At 63.9% G+C, this 16,007-nt stretch carries 14 protein-coding genes; 7 read left to right on the top strand and 7 right to left on the bottom strand.

What is annotated here, in order from left to right:
* Window positions 1-63: 63 nt before the first annotated feature.
* On the bottom strand, window positions 64-858 hold the full coding sequence (locus tag NX862_RS00195) for a 3-deoxy-manno-octulosonate cytidylyltransferase (protein ID WP_264491855.1): 795 nt from the start codon (window positions 856-858) through the stop codon (window positions 64-66).
* Window positions 855-1,646 (bottom strand): 3'(2'),5'-bisphosphate nucleotidase CysQ, encoded by a 792-nt coding sequence (gene cysQ, locus NX862_RS00190; protein ID WP_264491854.1) that lies wholly within the window; start codon window positions 1,644-1,646, stop codon window positions 855-857. The genes NX862_RS00195 and cysQ overlap by 4 nt, the downstream gene beginning before the upstream one ends.
* Before the next feature lie 126 nt (window positions 1,647-1,772).
* Between cysQ and NX862_RS00185 the strand changes: the two genes are divergently transcribed.
* From NX862_RS00185 to radC, 4 genes are all read left to right on the top strand, one after another.
* Window positions 1,773-2,594: an ABC transporter permease gene (locus NX862_RS00185; protein WP_264491853.1), complete on the top strand. Its 822-nt coding sequence runs from the start codon at window positions 1,773-1,775 to the stop codon at window positions 2,592-2,594.
* 163 nt (window positions 2,595-2,757) lie between these two features.
* Window positions 2,758-4,662, top strand: a complete 1,905-nt coding sequence (gene dnaK / locus NX862_RS00180) for a molecular chaperone DnaK (protein ID WP_264491852.1) — start codon at window positions 2,758-2,760, stop codon at window positions 4,660-4,662.
* Between the two features lie 63 nt (window positions 4,663-4,725).
* Window positions 4,726-5,886: a molecular chaperone DnaJ gene (gene dnaJ, locus NX862_RS00175; RefSeq protein WP_264491851.1), complete on the top strand. Its 1,161-nt coding sequence runs from the start codon at window positions 4,726-4,728 to the stop codon at window positions 5,884-5,886.
* A gap of 140 nt (window positions 5,887-6,026) precedes the next feature.
* Window positions 6,027-6,800, top strand: coding sequence for a RadC family protein (gene radC, locus NX862_RS00170; RefSeq protein WP_264491850.1), 774 nt, complete (start codon window positions 6,027-6,029; stop codon window positions 6,798-6,800).
* 213 nt (window positions 6,801-7,013) lie between these two features.
* On the opposite strand, the gene NX862_RS00165 is transcribed toward radC, so the two are convergent.
* The 3 genes from NX862_RS00165 to secA form a co-directional block, all read right to left on the bottom strand.
* Entirely contained in the window at window positions 7,014-8,534 is a 1,521-nt protein-coding gene (locus NX862_RS00165) for a phosphate ABC transporter substrate-binding/OmpA family protein (RefSeq protein WP_264491849.1), read from the bottom strand.
* 12 nt (window positions 8,535-8,546) lie between these two features.
* A complete protein-coding gene (locus NX862_RS00160) occupies window positions 8,547-9,368 on the bottom strand; it encodes a hypothetical protein (RefSeq protein ID WP_264491848.1) in 822 nt (273 codons plus the stop codon).
* 118 nt (window positions 9,369-9,486) lie between these two features.
* On the bottom strand, window positions 9,487-12,192 hold the full coding sequence (gene secA / locus NX862_RS00155) for a preprotein translocase subunit SecA (protein ID WP_264491847.1): 2,706 nt from the start codon (window positions 12,190-12,192) through the stop codon (window positions 9,487-9,489).
* 201 nt (window positions 12,193-12,393) lie between these two features.
* Between secA and NX862_RS00150 the strand changes: the two genes are divergently transcribed.
* The 3 genes from NX862_RS00150 (at window position 12,394) to NX862_RS00140 (ending at window position 15,065) form a co-directional block, all read left to right on the top strand.
* Complete coding sequence (locus NX862_RS00150) at window positions 12,394-13,236, top strand: peptidylprolyl isomerase (RefSeq protein ID WP_264491846.1); 843 nt, start codon at window positions 12,394-12,396, stop codon at window positions 13,234-13,236.
* A gap of 10 nt (window positions 13,237-13,246) precedes the next feature.
* On the top strand, window positions 13,247-14,563 hold the full coding sequence (gene argJ, locus NX862_RS00145; protein ID WP_264491845.1) for a bifunctional glutamate N-acetyltransferase/amino-acid acetyltransferase ArgJ: 1,317 nt from the start codon (window positions 13,247-13,249) through the stop codon (window positions 14,561-14,563).
* Between the two features lie 103 nt (window positions 14,564-14,666).
* A complete protein-coding gene (locus NX862_RS00140; protein WP_264491844.1) occupies window positions 14,667-15,065 on the top strand; it encodes a (deoxy)nucleoside triphosphate pyrophosphohydrolase in 399 nt (132 codons plus the stop codon).
* 54 nt (window positions 15,066-15,119) lie between these two features.
* Here the strand turns inward: NX862_RS00140 and NX862_RS00135 are convergent, their stop codons facing one another.
* The gene (locus NX862_RS00135) at window positions 15,120-15,332 is read right to left on the bottom strand and encodes a YMGG-like glycine zipper-containing protein (protein WP_264491843.1); all 213 of its coding nucleotides are present in this window, start codon (window positions 15,330-15,332) and stop codon (window positions 15,120-15,122) included.
* A gap of 268 nt (window positions 15,333-15,600) precedes the next feature.
* Complete coding sequence (locus tag NX862_RS00130; RefSeq protein ID WP_264491842.1) at window positions 15,601-15,996, bottom strand: hypothetical protein; 396 nt, start codon at window positions 15,994-15,996, stop codon at window positions 15,601-15,603.
* Window positions 15,997-16,007: the final 11 nt, after the last annotated feature.

The following is a 16,007-nucleotide window of genomic DNA, read 5'->3' as shown; positions in this document are numbered from 1 at the left end:
ACCCAGAATAAGCCTTCCCGCCTGTTGCATGCAAGCGACCAACAAGGGGGAAAAACGGCGGTTTCACGTCAGTTTCATGGCCTGCATCATGGCTTCGATCACTGGAACGTCCGACGGGTTGTTCAGTTCCCAAAACTTCCGCCCCCGCGCCTGAACTTCGACACACAGCACTTTGCGGCCCTGTTCCAGGAAGCGCAACTGCTCCAAACCTTCCAATTTTTCCAAAGGCCCCATCGGCCAGGCCGGATAGGCCGCAAGCGCGGCGGGGCGATAGGCATAGACGCCGACATGGTGAAAGACCGGGGTCGCATCTTCGGGCGCAAAGGTCCGGCCGGTATAGGGAATCACCTCTTTCGAGAAATACAGCGCCCGGCCCCCGGCGCCAAAGACCGCCGTCGTGCCACCGACGCGCCCTGCCCTGCGGTCGGCCAAAAATCCCTCGACCGCGGCGCCATCGCAGGCCAGAACCGGGGTCGCGATATCGGCCTCTGGGTCGGCAAGAAGGCCCGTCACCAGGTCCTCGACGAACCACGAGGGGGTCAGCGGCGCATCACCTTGCAGGTTCACGACGACATCGTAACCGGGCAGCTGGCGGACCACCTCGGCGCAGCGCTCGGTGCCGTTTTGGGCATCAGACGAGGTCATGACGACCTCTGCCCCGAAGGCGCTGGCATGGTCTGCGATGCGCGCATCATCGGTGGCCACCACGACCCGGTCGACGCCGCGGACGGCCATGGCGGCCTCCCAGGAGCGGCGGATCAGGGTCTTGTCGCCATCAGGACCCTTCAACGAAACCAGAGGCTTGCCCGGATAGCGGGTGGAGGCAAAGCGGGCGGGGATGGCGATCAGAACGCTCATTTTTGCAAGACCACTCCGGGGGCATGGGCGATAAAGAAGGGATTGTCCCAGCCGGGTTTGCCATAGGCCAGCGGCTTGTGATCGTCAAAGCGCACGACATGGCCGCCCGCCCCGCGCAAGACCGCATCGCCCGCCGCCGTGTCCCATTCCATCGTGCGGCCCAGGCGCGGGTAAAGATCGGCCTCTCCGGTCGCCACCAGACAGAATTTCAACGAGGACCCCGCCGACTTCATGTCGCGGACGTCATATTTGGCGATATAGTCGTCGGTGGCCTGGTCGCGGTGGGACTTCGAGGCCACGACCATCAGCGGCCCCTTGGGCTGCGCCACCCGGATCGGCGCCACGGGGCCCGGGGTCGCGGCCGCATGCGCCCCGGTCTCTTCGACGGCGGTCCCATCGGCCAGCGTATAGAACAGCCGGTTCTGGGCGGGGGCATAGACCACACCGCGCAGGGGGACGCCGTTTTCGACATAGGCGATGTTCACCGTGAAATCGCCGCGGCGCTGGACGAATTCCTTGGTGCCGTCCAGCGGATCGACGATCAGGAAGGTCTGGGCGGTCAAGGCATGGCTGGCCGCCTGTTCCTCGGTGATCAGCACGACATCGGGGAATTCGGCCCGCAGCCCGGCCGAGATCAGCGCATCCGCCGCCTCGTCGGCCTCGGTCACGGGCGAGGCATCGGACTTCGACTTCACCGCGAAATCGGGGCCGTTATAGACCTCCATGATACGGGCGCCGGCCTCGATGGCCAGACGACGCATGACGGGAACAAGGTGGTCGAAATCCATTTTGGCTCCTGGAGGCGCGATTGCCATGATCTTGCCGCGCCCTTATGCTGCATTGGTAAAGGGAACGGCAAGGTTTCCCTGACAAACTGAGGCGGATTGATCAGACCCCGCGAGGACTCCTCTTCCATGTTCCACCCCGGCGCGCCCAAAACCTCTGTCGGCGGCTTTGCCAAGACGGCAGAGCTGATCTTTCACATTGCCATCCGCGACATCCGCAAGACCCATGGCAATGCGATCATGGGTCTGGCCCTGTCGATCATCCAGTCGGTGACGATGGTCCTGTTCTTCTGGCTGATGTTCACGCTGCTGGGCATGCGCTCGACCGCGGTGCGTGGCGACTTCCTGCTGTATTCGATGAGCGGGATTTTCATGTATATGACCCATATCAAGGCGATCAAGGCCGTCGCCATGGCCGAGGGTCCGACCAATGCCATGATGAAACACGCGCCGATGAACACGATCGTGACCATTGGCGGTCAGGCGCTTGCGGCGCTGTATCAGCAGGTTCTGGCCATCGCGGTCATCCTGTTCTTCTATCACACCTGCTTTCGCGAGATCACGATAGACGAACCCGTGCCCGCCATGGGGATGATCCTTCTGGCCTGGTTTTCCGGCCTGTGCATCGGCATGATCTTCAAGGCGGCGACGCCCTGGGCGCCGAATTTCTTTCAGGTGGCGAACTCGGTTTACACGCGGATCAACGTCATCGCCTCGGGCAAGATGTTCCTGGCCAATGCCACGCCGACCTGGCTTTTGTCCTGGTTCTGGTGGAATCCGCTGTTTCACATCATCGACCAACAGCGCGGATTCGTCTTCCTGAACTACAACCCGCATTACTCTTCGATCAGCTATCCGATCTGGGTCTCTTGCGCGCTTTTGGTCCTTGGTTTCATGGGCGACAGCTTTACGCGCAAACATGCCTCGCTGTCCTGGGTCGCCGGCAAGTAGATTTCGCGCAATCGAGTGGAAATCGGCCCTGCACGCCCATTGCAGGGTCTTTTCCCCCCCCTTATATACGCCACGAAGCCGGAGAGATCCGGTTGTCGTTCGGGATCGGGGACGGACGCCTGATCGGGTCCGCCCCAACATATCGCCTTGAGAGGATAGCAACATGGCCAAGATCATCGGCATCGACCTCGGGACCACCAATTCTTGCGTGGCCATCATGGATGGCAGCCAGCCCCGCATCATCGAAAACTCCGAAGGCGCGCGCACCACGCCTTCCATCGTCGCCTTCACCGAAAACGAACGCCTGGTCGGCCAAGCCGCCAAGCGTCAGGCGGTGACGAACGCGTCCAACACCATCTTCGCGGTCAAGCGTCTTATCGGTCGTCGGGCCGATGATGCGATGCTGGCCAAGGACATGAAGAACCTGCCTTACAAGGTCGTCAACGGCGGCAATGGCGACGCTTGGGTCGAGGCCCGCGGCGAAAAGTTCTCGCCCAGCCAAGTGTCGGCCATCATCCTGCAAAAGATGAAAGAGACCGCCGAAGCCTATCTGGGCGAGACCGTCACGCAAGCCGTGATCACGGTTCCGGCCTATTTCAACGACGCGCAACGTCAGGCGACCAAGGACGCGGGCAAGATCGCCGGTCTGGAAGTGCTGCGCATCATCAACGAGCCGACCGCGGCCGCCCTGGCCTATGGCCTGGACAAAAAAGAGACCAAGACCATCGCGGTCTATGACCTTGGTGGCGGCACCTTCGACATCACGATCCTGGAAATCGACGACGGCCTGTTCGAGGTGAAATCGACCAACGGGGATACGTTCCTTGGTGGTGAAGACTTCGACATGCGCATCGTCAACTTCCTGGCCGACGAGTTCAAAAAGGAACATGGCGTCGACCTGACCTTGGACAAGATGGCCCTGCAGCGTCTGAAAGAGGCCGCCGAAAAGGCCAAGATCGAGCTGTCGTCCTCGTCGCAGACCGAAATCAACCAGCCCTTCATCTCGATGGACCGCAACACCGGGCAGCCCTTGCACCTGGTGGTCAAGCTGACCCGCGCCAAGCTGGAAAGCCTGTGCGAAGACCTGATCAAGCGGTCGATCAAGCCCTGCCAGGCCGCGCTGAAAGATGCCGGCGTGTCCATCGGCGACATCGACGAAGTCGTTCTGGTTGGCGGCATGACCCGCATGCCCCGCGTGATCGAGGAAGTGACCAAGTTCTTCGGCAAAGAGCCCCACAAGGGCGTGAACCCGGATGAAGTCGTGGCCGCTGGCGCCGCGATCCAGGCCGGCGTGCTGCAGGGCGACGTCAAGGACGTGGTTCTTCTGGACGTCACGCCGCTGTCGTTGGGCATCGAAACCCTGGGCGGTGTCTTCACCCGTCTGATCGACCGCAACACGACGATCCCGACGAAGAAGTCTCAGATCTTCTCGACTGCCGAAGACAACCAGAACGCCGTGACCCTGCGTTGCTTCCAGGGCGAGCGTGAAATGGCGGCCGACAACAAGATGCTGGGCCAGTTCAACCTGGAAAACATCCCGCCCGCCCCGCGCGGCGTGCCCCAGATCGAAGTGACCTTCGACATCGACGCCAACGGCATCGTGACGGTCAAGGCCAAGGACAAGGGCACCGGCAAGGAGCAGGCGATCACGATCCAGGCTTCGGGCGGCCTGTCTGATGCCGATATCGAACGCATGGTCAAGGACGCCGAGGCCAATGCCGACGCCGACAAGGCCCGCAAAGAGCTGGTCGAGGCCAAGAACCAGGCCGAAAGCCTGCTGCACTCGACCAAGAAGTCGATTGCCGAACACGCGGACAAGGTGGACCCGTCCACCGTCGAGGCGATCGAATTGGCCATGGGCGCGCTGGAAGAGACGGTCAAGTCGGATGACGCCGGCAAGATCAAGGGCGGCATCCAGAACCTGACCGATGCGGCGATGCGTCTGGGCGAGGCGATCTACAAGGCGCAGGCCGAGTCGAATGAGGCGCCCGAGGGTCGGGACGGCGGCGATGACGATGACATCGTCGACGCCGACTTCGAGGATCTGGGCAACTCCAAGCGGAAGTAACCGCGCGAAATGGCGAAGGCTGCCCCCGCGGGGGCAGCCTTATCGCTTGTAGAAAGGTCAGAAATGGCAAAGCGCGATTACTACGAAGTGCTTGGCGCCGCGAAGGGCGCTTCGGCCGAAGAGCTGAAAAAGGCCTATCGCACCAAGGCCAAAGAGCTGCATCCCGACCGCAACGCCGACAATCCCGACGCCGAAGCCTTGTTCAAGGAAGTGAACGAGGCCTATGACGTGCTGAAGGACGAGAACAAGAAGGCCGCCTATGACCGCTATGGTCACGCAGCCTTCGAGGGCGGCGGTCCGCGGGGCGGTCAGGGTTTCGGCGGTGGCGGCGGGGATTTCTCCTCCGCCTTCTCGGATGTGTTCGAGGACCTGTTTGGCGATTTCATGGGCCGGGGTGGCCAGCAACGTGGCGGCGGCGGCGGGCGGCGGGCGCAACGCGGTCAGGACCTGCGCTACAACCTGCGGGTGACGCTGGAAGAGGCCTTCAAGGGCGTCCAAAAGACCATCACCGTGCCGACGTCCATCGCTTGCGACACCTGCAGCGGCACCGGGGCCGAGGGCGGGGCGGAACCTGTGGTTTGTCCGACCTGTTCGGGCATGGGCAAGGTCCGGGCGCAGCAGGGTTTCTTTACCGTCGAACGCACCTGCCCGACCTGCCAGGGCGCGGGCCAGACGATCAAGAACCCCTGCAAGTCGTGCCATGGCGCGGGTCGGCTGGAACGCGAACGCTCTTTGTCGGTCAATATCCCGGCCGGGGTCGAGACCGGCACGCGGATCCGTCTGGCTGGCGAAGGCGAAGCGGGGATGCGGGGCGGGCCTTCGGGCGACCTGTATATCTTTATCGAGACGCGGGATCACCCGATCTTCCAGCGCGACGGCGTGAACCTGTATTGCCGCGTGCCGGTCAGCCTGATCACGGCGGCACTGGGGGGCGAGGTCGAGGTTCCGACGATCGACGGCGGCAAGGCCCGTGTGAAGGTCCCCTCGGGCACCCAGACAGGCAAGCAAATGCGCTTGCGGGCCAAGGGGATGCCGGCTTTGCGCGGGGCTGGAACCGGTGACATGCTGATCGAGTTGGCGGTGGAAACCCCGGTCAACCTGTCGACCCGGCAGAAAGAGTTGCTGCGCGAGTTCGAAAAGCTTGAGGCCGATGAGAACAACCCGGAAGGGTCGTCGTTCTTTGCCAAGGTCAAGGGCTTTTGGGACGGGATGAAGGGTCAGTAAATAGGGGGCCGCGCAAGTCGCGGCCCTTTTCATTTTGACCGGGGCCTGTCTTGCTTTTGACTGGGACCCGTCGCGGGATTGGCGTTTCGGGCCCAGCGGCTGTTAACCCTTCGTCAACCATGCCGTGGCAGTCTGGCGCCATGGCACATCAAGGTTTCTCAGACAATCAGGCCGGCCTTTTCCTCCATGGCGACGAGGATGAGGCCTTTCCGCTGCCCATGGGCGGCCCGGGTGGCAAGCTGCCCTCCTATATCATGGACCACCGCAAAAGGTTGCGCGCGCGGTTCATGGAGGGGGGGGCGGCCGCCCTGCCCGACTATGAGATGCTGGAGCTGATCCTCTTTCGCGCCATCCCCCGGCAGGATGTGAAACCGCTCGCGCGTCTGCTGCTCGAGGTGTTTGGCGACTTCAACCGGGTGATCTCGGCCACGCCGCAGCGGCTGATGCTGGTGAAGGGCGTGGGCGAGGCCGTGGTGCAAGAGCTGAAGATCGTCGAGGCGGCGGCCGGGCGGCTGATGCGGGCCAAGGTCATGAACAAGCCGCTTTTGTCCTCGTGGGATGCGCTTCTGGCCTATTGCCAGACGGTGATGGCGCATCGCGAGACAGAACAGTTCCGCATCCTGTTCCTGGACCGCAAGAATGTGCTGATTGCGGATGAGGAACAGGGCAAGGGCACGGTCGACCATGTGCCGGTCTATCCGCGCGAAGTGGTGAAGCGCGCTTTGGAGCTGAATGCCTCGGCCATCATCCTGGTGCACAACCACCCCTCGGGCGATCCGACGCCATCAGAGGCCGATATCTCGATGACGATGCAGATCCAAGATGCGGCGCAGGTTCTGGGGATCGTGGTCCACGACCACCTGATCATCGGCAAAAGCCGGGAGCTGTCGTTCCGCGCCGAAGGGTATTTGTGACGCCCGAGGGTTGCCCCCCAGACCCGAAAGCGCGCCTAGCGGCCCAAGTCCATATCTCCCCTTTGGCTGACACCAACCGGGTCGGACAAGGCGGACCCCGGCCGTTTTTCGCAGAAAAACGGCCCCCTCCTTTGGAAAACCAAGCCCTCTTGGGGCTTGGTTTTCCAAAGGACCCCCCGAACCCATTCGCGCAGAACAGGCCCGGAAGTCGCCCTAGGGGTCGCCCTCGGAATCGACCGGCGGCGGCGCGGCAAAGGCCGGACGCATCCAAAGCTCGACCCGGCGGTTCAAATTCCGTCCGGCCGGGACGCGGTCACAGGCCATCGGCAATGCCTCGCCAAAAGAGGCAAGCGCGGGCAGTTGCGCGACTTCCATCCCCGGCACCAAGGCCTTCAGCGCCGCAAGCACCGCACCGGCCCGCGCAAGGCCCAGGTCGCGGTTGGCCTCGGCGCTGCCCTCACCGTCCGAGAACCCCACCAGGCTCAGCGCCTGACCCTTGAACACCCCCGCCTCCAGCATCTGCGCCAGATCCGCCAGCGCATCGCGGCTGGTCGCATCCAGCGTCATCCCCCCCGCATCAAAGCGAAAGGTCAGCGACAGCCGCTCCGCTCCCTCCATCGCCGCCACCAGCGCCTGAAGATCGGCCAGCGTGGTTTCCTCGCCGGCCCCTTTGATCGCACTGATCAGCCGCGCGCCATCGGCCCCCAGCGGCAAGCGCTCGACACTGCGGTCGGTCAGGCCACTGCGGGCAATCACGCCCTGCGCCTGGGGCGTCGAAAGATAGGCCAGGAAGTCGCGCGCCACCAGGGGAAGGCGGTGCCGCGGTTTCAGGAAAAACACAGGCAGCGTCAGGGGATAGTCCTGCGCTTTGACCGCCAACCGCCCGGGCGACAGGGGAAAACCGCAGCTGTCCGTCAGGGGCAGGCGCCGCGCCGTCCCCACCTGGGACAGGCCGGTCACAGCAAGGCCCCAGGGGTCGCGCGCCACCGCCGCGGCCAGTTCGGCGGCCGAACCATGGACCTCGGTCACGGCCAGGTCCTTGCCCAACCGCGCCCGCAAGGCCCGGCCCAGGTCGCTTTCGGCGGCCAGCCCATGCAGCACCAGCGGCATGTCCGGCCCACCGATCTGGTTCCAATTCGTGACCTCGCCCGACAGGACCCGCGCCAGGTCCGAGGTCGCGATCTGCGGCAGGGGATTGTCCGCCGCGGTGATCGGCACCATGGCATCCAGCGCGACGGATTGGCTGCCAAGATCGGGTTCGGTCAGCGAAGAAAACGCCAGCAGCGCCGCCCCCGAGATCAGCGCCGCATGGGCCTGATCGGGCGGCGCGGGCGCGAAGGTGATCTCGGCCAGGGTCTCGCCGGCGGCGGTCGACAGCGTGAAGGGCGGGCCCGCGGCATAGGTCCAGCCCTGGGTCCGGGCAAAGTCCTGCAACAGGGGCGCCAGCAGGCGGGCGGCCATGTCGGCGCTGCCGGTGATGGCGATCACGGCCTTGGGCGCGGTCAGGTCGGGACAGGCCGGGCCGTCGCAGGTCACGCCCTGGGCATCGACGGTCAGCGGCCCAAAGGCGGTGTCCAGCCGAAAGAACTCGCCGTCATAGCCGTTCAACCGGCCCTCGACGGCAATGGCCCCATCGCGCGAGGTCAGGGTGACGTCCTGCGCCCAAGCCAGAGCCGAACCGAGACCCGGAATCGAAAGCGCGGCGAAAACCGCCGCGCGCCAGCACTTGAACATCCCACACCCCGCTTACCGCGAGGCGACTTTCACGTCTTGGTCAAGATTCTTCAAGTGCATGACGACAGGTCGCGCCCCACATTCCGGCAGATCGACCCGCAACGCCGTCGCATCCGCCCGACCAAAGCGGCTGGAGATGGTCTGACCGATCAGGCTCTGGCCACAAAACACGGCCGAGGAGGTTACTTCGACCCGGGCCTGTGCCGCGCCCTTGGCCGGATAGGTATAGACCTGCGCCAGCAGCGGTTGCGCAAGGTCGGCATCGCCCAAAAGCGTCAGCGCCCCCCCGGCTTCGGGATCGCCCTGCAGCTGCAGCGCCTGAGCCGTCGGCGCCGTCACGGCAAAACGGTGCAAGGCGCGCAAGTCCGGCAAGGCCACCGCCGCCCGCGCCTGCATCCCGCCGGGCAGGACCGCCAGAACCTCGCCCGCGGCATCCAGCGCCGGAAGCGTCAGGCGCAGGGGGCGACCGATGGGCATCCGCGCGGCAAAGGTCATGCCGGCATGGGTGATCTCGACCCTTCCATCCGCCGCACAAGCCGCCTGCAGCGTCAGAACGATCAGCGCGCCATCCCGGGCGGCAAGGGTCAACTGCGGGGCACAGTTCGGCGCGGCCATCAGCCCGTAATGCGGCTGGCTGCGCGGCGCCTCTTCGGTCAGGCTGGCCGACAGGGGGGTGATGGAATTCGGGCTCATCCGGGCCTGCCAGGCGGCCTGACGGGCCTGGGCCGAGTTTTCGACATAGGACCCGCAAGTGACCGCCACGGCCACCACGAAAGCCGCCTCGGCCCCGCGCCACAGCAGGGCAGAAAACCAGGCGGGCACCATGTCGCGCATCGAAGTCTCCTGTTAATCAATCAGTAGGACTTCGGCCGCAATCACGGCCTGCATTGGCCCGATTTGGGGAATTCTTGCGACGAAGGCGGCGGTATTGTGGCCGCCGCCGTCGCAGGGGTTAATCCAGCTTGCCGTGGCAATGCTTGAACTTCTCGCCCGAGCCACAGGGGCAAGGGTCATTGCGCGAGGGATCGCCCCAGGTCGCAGGGTCCGCCGCGTCAAACCCGGGCCGCGCAGCAGGGGCCGCTTCGGCAGGCGCGGGCGCGGGTTCGGCAAGCGCAGGAGCGGGCGCCTGGCCCACCGGAGCCGCCAACTGCGCCATCATCGCCTGTTGCTCTTCGGCGGTGATCGGCCGGATCAGCCCCAGCTTGTGCGTCACTTCTTGCCGCAACGAGTTCAGCATGGATTCGAACAGCGCGAAGGCCTCGGTCTTGTATTCGTTCAGCGGGTCGCGCTGCGCATAGCCGCGGAACCCGATGACCGACCGCAGATGTTCCAGCGTCACCAGATGTTCGCGCCACTTGGCGTCGATGGTCTGCAACAACAGCTGCTTTTCGATCGACCGCATCGTATCGGTGCCAAAGGCCTCGGTTTTCTTGGCCATCATCTTGTCGCTTTCGGCGATGACGCGTTCCAGCATCACGGCCTGATCGACGCCCTCTTCAGAGGCCCAGGCGATGACCGGCAGGTCCATGTTCATCTTTTCGATGATCGCCGCATACAGCCCCTTGGCGTCCCACTGATCGGCATAGGACTTCGGCGGCAAGAAGCCATCGACCAGGTCTTCGGCCACCTGGTGGCGCATGTCCTGGGCGATTTCCTCGATGTCGGTCGCCTCCATGATCTCTAGCCGCTGGCTGAAGATCGCCTTGCGCTGGTCGTTCATCACATCGTCGAACTTCAGAAGCTGCTTGCGGATGTCGAAGTTGCGACCCTCGACCTTGGCTTGGGCGCGTTCCAGCGACTTGTTGACCCAAGGATGTTCGATGGATTCGCCATCCTTCAGGCCAAGCGTCGACAGCACCTTGTCCAGACGTTCGGACCCAAAGATCCGCATCAGGTCATCTTCCAGCGAGAGGAAGAACGACGACCGCCCCGGGTCGCCCTGACGACCGGACCGGCCGCGCAACTGGTTGTCGATGCGGCGGCTTTCGTGGCGTTCGGTGCCCAGCACGAACAGACCCCCGGCGGCCAGAACGCGGGCCTTTTCCTCGGCATGTTCCGCCTCGATCCGGGCGCGCAGTTCGTCGGGATGGGCCGCAGGATCGGCGGCCAGCGCCTCCATCACGTTCATGTCGACATTGCCGCCCAACTGGATGTCGGTGCCGCGGCCTGCCATGTTGGTCGCAATCGTCACGGCGCCGAATTTACCGGCATCGGCGACGATCTTGGCCTCTTGTTCATGCTGGCGGGCGTTCAGGACGCTGTGCTTGATCCCGGCCTCTTGCAGCAGGCCCGACAGGATTTCCGACTTTTCAATCGAGGTCGTGCCAACCAGGATCGGCTGACCCTTGGCATGGGCCTCGGCGATGGTTTTCACCACGCCGGCATATTTCTCCTTGGCGGTGCGATAGACCTGATCATGGTCATCCTTGCGTGAGATCGGGCGGTTCGTCGGAACCTCGATCACGCCCAGCTTGTAGATTTCCATGAACTCTTCGGCCTCGGTCGAAGCCGTGCCGGTCATGCCCGACAGGCGCCCGTAAAGCCGGAAGTAGTTCTGGAATGTCACGCTTGCCAAGGTGACATTCTCGGGCTGGACCTTGACGCGCTCTTTGGCCTCAATGGCCTGGTGCAGGCCTTCGGACAAGCGGCGGCCGCGCATCATGCGGCCGGTGAATTCGTCGATCAGCATCACTTCGCCATCCTTGACGATGTATTGCTGGTCCTTGGCGTAAAGCTTGTGGGCGCGCAGGGCCTGCGTGACATGGTGAACGATGGTCGTCGATTCCGGGTCATACAGCGACTGGCCCTCGGGCAAGAGCCCCGCTGCCTGCAGGCGCTGTTCGATGAATTCGTTGCCATCTTCGGTAAAGGTCACTTGCCGGGTCTTTTCATCCAGCTTGTAATGGTCGGCCTGCAATTCGGGGATCAGCAGGTCGATCTTTTGATACAGGTCGCTGCGATCCTGCGAGGGACCCGAGATGATCAGCGGCGTGCGCGCCTCGTCGATCAGGATGCTGTCGACCTCGTCCACGACGGCAAAGAAATGCCCGCGCTGCGCCATTTCGGCGACCGAGCCCTTCATATTGTCGCGCAGATAGTCAAAGCCCAATTCGTTGTTGGTCGCATAGGTGATGTCGGCGCGGTAGGCGGCCATCTTCTCGGCCTCGGGCTGATAGGGATAGACGACGCCGGTCGTCATGCCCAAAGCCCCGTAGACCTTGCCCATCCAGGCCGCATCGCGCTTGGCCAGGTAGTCGTTGGCCGTGACCACATGCACGCCCTTGCCCGCCAGCGCGTTCAGATAGGTCGGAAAGGTCGCCACCAGGGTCTTGCCCTCACCCGTCCGCATTTCCGCGATATTGCCGCGGTGCAAAAAGATGCCGCCCATCAGCTGCACATCGAAGGCGCGCAGGCCCAGGGCGCGCTTGGCGGCCTCGCGGCAGTTGGCGAAAGCCTCGGGCAGGACGGCTTCCAGATCCTCGCCGCCCTGAACCCTGGCTTGCAAGGCGCGGGTCCTCTCGATGATGCCCTCGTCGGTCAGGGCCGCGAATTCCGGCTCAAGCGCGTTGATCTGCGCAACCAGAGGCCGCACCAGCTTGACCGCGCGGTCATTCGGCGTCCCAAAGATCTTCCGTGCAAGCGATCCGAAACCCAGCATCACGTCTCTCCGGCCAAGGTCAATTCCGCCTTGTGGCGGCTGACAGGATCGTGTGAGGCTTGGCCTTGCCCGCACTCCTGTCACCCCCTAGAAGGACCGGGAGCGGGCCATTGCCCCAGTGATGAGGACGCCCGGGATTTAAGGGCTGGCCATGCCATAGTCAACGCCGCGTGATCTGCGGAAGCTTCAGGAGCCTGTGAGATGTTGAAACTTTCCAGCTTTTGCGCGGTGCTGGCGCTGAGCGCGGGGATGTCGGCGGCCCAAACCGCCCCCACGGCCGATACGGTGCTGGCCACGGTGAACGGGGTGAACATCACCCTGGGCGACGTGATCGTGACCCGCGAAGGCCTGCCCGAGCAGTATAAGGCCCTGCCCGACGAACAGCTTTTCACCGGCCTGGTGGATCAGCTGGTCCAGCAAGAGGTCCTGCGCCAATCCGCCGGTGAGGCCCTGTCTCCGCGCCAGACCCGCGCTCTGGCCGCCCTGCAGCGCAACTACCTGGCCAATGAATCGCTTTTGTCCGGCATCAAGGACGCGGCCAGCGATGCCGCGGTCCAAAAGGCCTATGACGAGAAATACGCCCATATCGACCCCGCCACCGAATATCACGCCGCCCATATCCTTGTGGACAGCGAGGAAAAGGCCAAACAGCTGATGGTCGAAATCCAGGGCGGCAAGGATTTCGCCGAGGTCGCCAAGACCAATTCGCTGGACGGGTCCTCGGCCAATGGTGGTGATCTGGGCTGGTTTGGCCTGGGCGTCATGGTCAAACCCTTTGAAGACGCCGTGATCGCCGCCAAGGTGGGCGAGCCGGTCGGCCCGATCCAGTCCGATTTCGGCTGGCACCTGATCCTTGTGTCGGAAACCCGCAACAAGGCCGCCCCCGCGCTGGAAGAGGTCAAACCCCAGATCGCCGCCGAATTGCAAAAAACCGCCATCGACGCTTTCATAAAAACGAAGATGGATGCGGCGAAAGTGGAGCGTCCCGACATCACGGCCATTGACCCGGCCGTGATCAAGGATACTGCTTTGCTGGACAAATAAGGGAAAAGCCATGGGCAAGACCGACTGGAAATCCGAAGCCAAAAGCCTGAAGAAAGAGCTGAAGGCGATGAAAACTGCGCCCGAAGCTCCGGTGAAAAAGGCCAAACCGGTCTCGCCCCTGGCCCCCGCCAGCTTCCCCGACCTGCCCCTGGTGCGCGGCGCCTCCTTTGCCGCCGCCGAGGCGGGGGTGAAGTATCAAAACCGCAAGGATGTGATGCTGATCAAGCTGGACCCCGGCACGGCGATGGCCGGAACCTTCACGCGGTCCACCACGCGGTCAGCCTGCGTGCGCGATTGCCAGCAAAAGATCGCCCTGCCGTCAAAGGACGGCGCGGCCATCATCGTGAACTCGGGCAATTCCAACGCCTTCACCGGCAAGCGCGGCGAAGCCTCGGTCAAGGCCATCACCGAGGGCGTGGCAAAGGCGCTTGGCCTGCCCGCCTCGCGCGTGTTTTCGTCCTCCACCGGCGTCATCGGCGAGCCCCTGCCCCATGACAAGATCGTCGCCGCCCTGCCCACCCTGGTCGATGGCCTGACCGAGGACGCCATCGCCATGGCCGCCCAAGCCATGATGACGACCGACACCTTCCCCAAAGGCGCGGCTGCGACCATCGCAGGCGAGGGCGGTCCGATCCACATCGCCGGCATCGCCAAGGGCTCGGGCATGATCGCGCCGGATATGGCGACGATGCTGGTCTATATCTTCACCGACGCCAAGATCCCCCAGGCGACGCTGCAAAAGCTGTTGTCGCGCAATGTGGACGCGACCTTCAACTCGATCACCGTGGACAGCGACACCTCGACCTCTGACACGCTGCTTCTGGCCGCCACCGGCCAATCTGACGCCGCCGAGCCGAAGGGCGCCGTGCTGAAGGCCTTCGAACAGGCCCTGTCCGAGGTCATGTTGAACCTCGCCCACCAGGTCATCCGCGACGGCGAGGGCGCGACCAAATTCGTCGAGATCAACGTGACCCGCGCGGCCTCTCCTGATGACGCGGCCCGCATCGCCTTCGCCATCGCCAACTCGCCCCTGGTGAAAACTGCCATCGCCGGCCAGGACCCGAATTGGGGCCGCATCGTCGCCGCCATCGGCAAATCCGGCGCCATGGCCGACCGCGACCGCCTGACGATCAAGTTCGGCGATATTCTCGTGGCCGAAAAGGGCTGGCGGAACCCGAAATACCGCGAAGAGGACGGCGCCGCCTATATGCTTCAGCCCGAGCTGCAAATCTCGGTCGACATCGGCCTGGGTCGGGCGAACCGCAAGGTCTGGACCTGCGACCTGACCAACCGCTACATCGAGATCAACGCCGACTACCGGTCGTAATCCGGGCGGTCGTAATCCGGGTGGCGCGGCAGAAACTGCGCCACCTTTCACATTGACCCAAATATTCCGGGGGTCCGGGGGCAGCGCCCCCGGGACGTGTCACATGAACCTGCTCCTCGTCACTGCGGTCGCCCTGATCGACACCGAAGGTCGCGTGCTTCTGGCGCAACGCCCACCGGGCAAGTCCCTGGCGGGCCTTTGGGAATTCCCCGGTGGCAAGGTCGAACCCGGCGAGACCCCCGAAGCCGCCCTCATCCGCGAGCTGCACGAAGAGCTGGGCATCGAAACCCACAGCTCTTGCCTCGCGCCGCTGACATTCGCCAGCCACAGCTACGAGACCTTCCACCTGCTGATGCCGCTGTTCGCCTGCAGGCGCTGGCAGGGCATCCCCACCCCGCGTGAGGGGCAGACCCTGGCCTGGGTCGCGCCGCAGCGGCTGAAGGATTACCCGATGCCGCCCGCCGACATCCCGCTGATCCCGATCCTGCGCGACTGGCTGTAAATGAAAACGCCCGGGACCATGGGTCCCGGGCGTTCTGCTTCCCGTGGGAAGGTGTTACCGGCAATAGCCCTGATCGCCAGCCACTGCACCGGCCACGCCGCCGATGATGGCCGATTCGGCCAGCTTGTTGTCGGTGGCAGCGCCCAAAGCCGCACCAGCCACAGCGCCCAAAGCGGCGCAGTTCGAATTCACCGGGCCATTGCAGCCCGCCAGAGCGGCGGTCATCAAAGCCAAGGCTGCGAGAGATTTATACATGTTCTGCCTCATTCCTCTTTACGCAAACTAAAGTTGCCGCGCCATTGTCCCCCATTTCGGGACAATTGGCAAAGCGGTTTTCCCACCCACCGGCAAAGCTTCGCCAAAAAGGCGGCCCGACCAAAGGCCGGGCCCAAGGATAGGAAGGGTAGGGTCGAAGGGATCGCTCTCGATGCCCTGTATTAACCTTGCCGCGGTCCCGGGCTGCGGGCAAATGACGCGCCCGTGAAGCGGCCAGTTCCCGCCCATGGTTGGCCCGCCTTGGGCAAGCGCCCGCCCATCACTCCCAGTCTTCGTCCTCGCCACCGGCAAAGAAGTCCTCGGCATCCTCGGCAAAGACCTCTGGAAAGGCGATCTGCGCCTTGGTCAGGTCGATCCGGAACAAGGTGTCATAAGAGGCCGGGTCCCAGGGGTCTTCCGCCGGCACGACCTCGCGCCCGATCAGCCACGACAGCCGCCCGGCATCCAGGTTGCCGCGCTCGAAGACCTCTTCGCCGAACTGCGCCCACAGGGCTGCCATAAAGGCCGTATCGGCCTTGCGATCCAGCGTCTTGCGGTCGCGAAACCGCTCACGGCGCACGATCTTTGAGGCGCCTTCCTTCATGTTCGCCCGGCGAATGGTGAACTGGAAGTCGGTGCCTGGCAGGCGGCTTGGGAATCCCCGGTGTTTTTGCATCGCTAGTCCCT

Origin of the sequence: Stagnihabitans lacustris (genome assembly GCF_025950525.1) — a bacterium.
GTDB lineage: Bacteria > Pseudomonadota > Alphaproteobacteria > Rhodobacterales > Rhodobacteraceae > Stagnihabitans.
The sequence above is the reverse complement of the archived record's forward strand: the minus strand, read 5'-3'. Positions and strand labels throughout refer to the sequence as shown.